This window comes from Caulobacter sp. 602-1 (genome assembly GCF_003931565.1).
In the GTDB taxonomy this organism is placed as follows: Bacteria; Pseudomonadota; Alphaproteobacteria; order Caulobacterales; family Caulobacteraceae; genus Caulobacter.
Map to the genome: position 1 here is coordinate 1 of NZ_RRYI01000199.1, position 276 is coordinate 276.

The window sequence follows — 276 nt, forward strand, 5'->3', positions numbered from 1 at the left end:
CGCCGGTGTATGTGCGTAGGCAAATCGTGCATAACAAGCATGTGGTCGAGGATTTGGCAGGCCAGGGTGCGGTATTCGTCCAAGAGTTGAGCGAGATTCCGGATGCGGCCGCTGCGGCTGGCATTCCGGTGGTGTTTTCCGCTCATGGCGTATCTCCGGTGGTGAAGTCGGAGGCTCAGCGCCGTGGTATGCACGTGGTGGACGCTACTTGCCCGCTGGTAGGCAAGGTGCATCGTGAAGTGTTGCGTTTTGTGCGCGAGGGGTATGAGATTGTCT

1 pseudogene is annotated in these 276 nt (G+C 58.7%); it reads left to right on the forward strand.

The features are described from left to right. Positions 1-26: 26 nt before the first annotated feature. A pseudogene (locus EIK80_RS25855) lies at positions 27-276 on the forward strand (4-hydroxy-3-methylbut-2-enyl diphosphate reductase); the annotation flags it as partial.